Source organism: Deinococcus aquatilis DSM 23025, assembly GCF_000378445.1.
Lineage (GTDB): Bacteria > Deinococcota > Deinococci > Deinococcales > Deinococcaceae > Deinococcus > Deinococcus aquatilis.
This window is the reverse complement of the sequence record NZ_KB899790.1, coordinates 1-3,062: the sequence shown is the minus strand read 5'-3', so window position 1 is coordinate 3,062 and position 3,062 is coordinate 1. Positions and strand designations below refer to the sequence as shown.

Annotated in this window: 4 protein-coding genes; all 4 read left to right on the top strand. The window is 62.0% G+C overall.

The genetic code is table 11. From position 1 onward, the window contains the following. Positions 1-427: hypothetical protein (locus F561_RS29815; protein WP_211214866.1), on the top strand; the 427-nt coding region annotated here is incomplete at its 5' end. 156 nt (positions 428-583) lie between these two features. Further along, positions 584-1,570, top strand: a complete 987-nt coding sequence (locus F561_RS0124170; RefSeq protein WP_157452170.1) for a hypothetical protein — start codon at positions 584-586, stop codon at positions 1,568-1,570. Positions 1,571-1,822: 252 nt separating this feature from the next. Then, positions 1,823-2,188: a helix-turn-helix domain-containing protein gene (locus F561_RS0124165; protein WP_019012537.1), complete on the top strand. Its 366-nt coding sequence runs from the start codon at positions 1,823-1,825 to the stop codon at positions 2,186-2,188. Positions 2,189-2,190: 2 nt separating this feature from the next. Then, positions 2,191-2,784, top strand: coding sequence for a hypothetical protein (locus tag F561_RS0124160; RefSeq protein WP_019012536.1), 594 nt, complete (start codon positions 2,191-2,193; stop codon positions 2,782-2,784). The last annotated feature ends 278 nt before the right edge of the window (positions 2,785-3,062 follow it).

Sequence of the window (3,062 nt, the reverse complement as noted above, 5' to 3'; positions counted from 1 at the left end):
ACGCGCCCCCGGTTGGGTGCATGATCGCTTGGCCGATCTAACCGCCGCACAGATAGGTGAACTCATTAGCACCGCGTTACGCGCTAATGACAGCGCGTTACACGTAACGAAGATCGACAGCGCGTTACACGGCAGTGGGCTAATCATTACCAACAGCGCGTTACGCGAGAATGACAGCGCGTTACAAGCAGAAGCTAGCCTGCATGTGACACCCGAACCGGACGCCCCGCTAAGCCTGCTGGTCTTCCGCCGCGCCGAACTGTCTGCCCCTCAGACTGATCTGGTCGACGCCCTCTCTGCTGGAGCAACCCTCAAACGCGATCTAGACGCGGCAGCATGGATATTGACCCTCAAGGACGGCACGGCGCAGCGAGTACCCACCAACACCGTGACAGCACTCCAGCGTAAGGGTGTGCTTTCAACCTGATACTTTGGCAACCAAGCGCCTAGAGGCAAAAAGACGAACGCCGCCCGATTCCCCACAAAGAGAAGGCGACGTTCTAAACCAACTAAGCGCAATCACAACAATGCACTCAGGCCCACAGGTTAACCCCTCTGGGCTTGGGTGCAAAGGGGTTTAGATTTGCATTCCCATTCATTCACCGAAGCTATTGCCCGCGCCCGCGCTGCTGTACTTGCCCAGCCGCACCCCGCGCCGCACTCCGCACCTAAGCCGCCCGCCGCACTGCTGGCCCCTACAGCGCCCACCCAGCGCCCGACAGACTTACCCACACCCCGCGTATGGCAGCGCCCCGCCCCGTTGCCCGTGATCCCGCTGGAGTTGCTGCACGACCTTGCCCAACTGGAGCGCGGCCCCCGGCAACTGCTGGAGCTGCTGCACCGGTTGGCAGTGGACACAGCCCACGCCCGCGCCTACAAAGTCATGCCCTCGGAAGTCACGCTGCACCAGTCTCAAGAACTGTTGGCCGCCGCCCTCGGTTGCCACCGCGTCACGGTGTGGAGGTGGACACAGGTACTCAAAGCAGCGGGCCTGCTGGACGCCCGCAAGCATTACACGACCTCAGGCAAGGCCACTCGTGCAGACGGCACGGTATACGCCGTGGCTCTCAAGGAAGGCATACGCCCGCGCCTCAGGTATGCCGATCTTGCTCACCAGTGGCGCGACCTGGACGCAGACCGCCGCGCAGGACACACCGCTTGGAAGGCGTTGCAACAGTCATCTACCCCAACAGAAGTTGACTGGTATTTAAGGCTAAAGACGTGGGCCGTTAATCCCGGACAAACTGAAAGCCCGTTACTTAGTGACTGTTGCACGGCCCCCCAGACCGTGCAGGACGTGACGTATGCCCTACCCCTACTCGGAGAGGCTCACGCATCGAAGCGCGGCGAGCTGGTCGGGATGCTGGCCGACGCCCTCGCCCATGCCCTGAATGATCCACACTCCCAGCGCTGGTATTGCCGCCTCATCTGGAATGCTTGGACGGTAGAGGTGGAAGGCCGTGCAGGATTGCAAGCACTGGCCGCGCAGCTTGCCCGACTGGACATAGACCGCCGCGAGTGGGAAGACCTACGCAACCCCGCTGCGCTGCTGGCCGCTCGAATGCGATAACGGCAGACCCGGCCAAGTGTCCAACTTTATTTCAGAAGGATCGACACCTTATGGCAACTCCAGTTTGGACCACCAACACCAACGGCAGGGTGCTTGTGAATGCTGACTTTAACAAGCGGTACACCAACGTCAGGGTGTAGGCCGTGCTGCACTTTCATAGCTAGGCGGTATCCATCAACACCGCGTTACGCAGTGTGATCTATCCCGGTTAGGTGTGCCACGTAGACAAGACAGACATAAGAGTCTGAGGGCATGACGCACCCCCCCCAGATGTGGCCCGACGCGGCCCAATTCCCCGCCGAACTGCTCACCACCAACGAAGCCGCTGAACTGCTGGCCTGTAGCCCGCGAACGGTTCTACGCCTGATCGAGCGCGACTACTTGCCCGCGCTCAGGCTTGGCCCCGGACGCACGGCTCACCGTATCCCCGCCGCTGCGCTTCGGGCCTTCACAGAGGCATACGGCACGCACGAACCCCACGAGGTAGCGCACGCCAACAACCCGGCCAAGTTGCCTACCTTTACGGCTGAACCTGTGACGCTGGTTGTCACCACCACCCCGGACGGCTTGACGCTGGTTGAGCCTTACCAGCCGCCCGCCGCTCTACTGGAAGACTGACCGTGGGAAGCAGCGACACTGCCCCCCGCCCTCACATCCCCGACGCCCTCAAAGACAGCACCCGTGACCGGGCCACCCGCGCCGCCCGCCGCCTGAACTTTGGAGGTGGCCTGCTGCCCCGGTTGCTGGTCGCAGGCAGTCACGAACTCCAGCACATTGTCCTGGCGCTTGGCCCTTCATCCCCTGCTGAGCTGTACGACCCGGCCACCAACGCCCGCGCCCGCGCTGCTGTTGCTGCTGTTGTCGGCACGGCCCCGACTTGGGCCACTTTGGAGCGTGGGAGGGAGGGCGATCTACACGCCCACATCATCACCGCCTCAAATGCTCCGCTGCTGTTGCCCGCTGGTAGCCACAGGAAAGCCGTAGACACCCCGCTTGGCCTGATGCGGTATCTCAGCAAGCCAGCCGATGCCCGCGCCTGCCAGCACCGCGACCCACAGACAGGTATCCGTAGCAAGCCCGACCCTGCCCAGTTGCAAGCCGCCGTGCAGGACTACCAACAGGCCCGCACTCGTGGCCGCCTTCCTCGGCTCTCCTGGACGCTGAACTTGCCCCGCCTCAAGCCGGACGCAGACCCTTCACAGCCCACTGGTTAGAGAGGGCTAATGCCCTACGTGTTTCAAATCTCAACACCCCCCTAAATCCTGCCTTTCCGCCTTCCATCTACAGCGCCGACCAATGATCCCGGCCACCTGGTATACCCCCTGTCCTTAATCCCTTAATCCTTTGACCTACCCCCCAACATCTTTCTGATTCGGGTATGCAGGAAACTCGCACCCACACAACTAAAACCCCACCCGTGGTAAACTTTAGGTGTCGCTGCTCAAGGCCCACTGCATCCCGCCGTGGGCCTTTCCTATGCCTACCCACCCCC

Coding starts and splice junctions, on each gene's coding strand:
- F561_RS0124165 (WP_019012537.1), top strand. CDS start 1,823: ATGACGCACCCCCCCCAGATGTGGCCCGACGCGGCCCAATTCCCCGCC.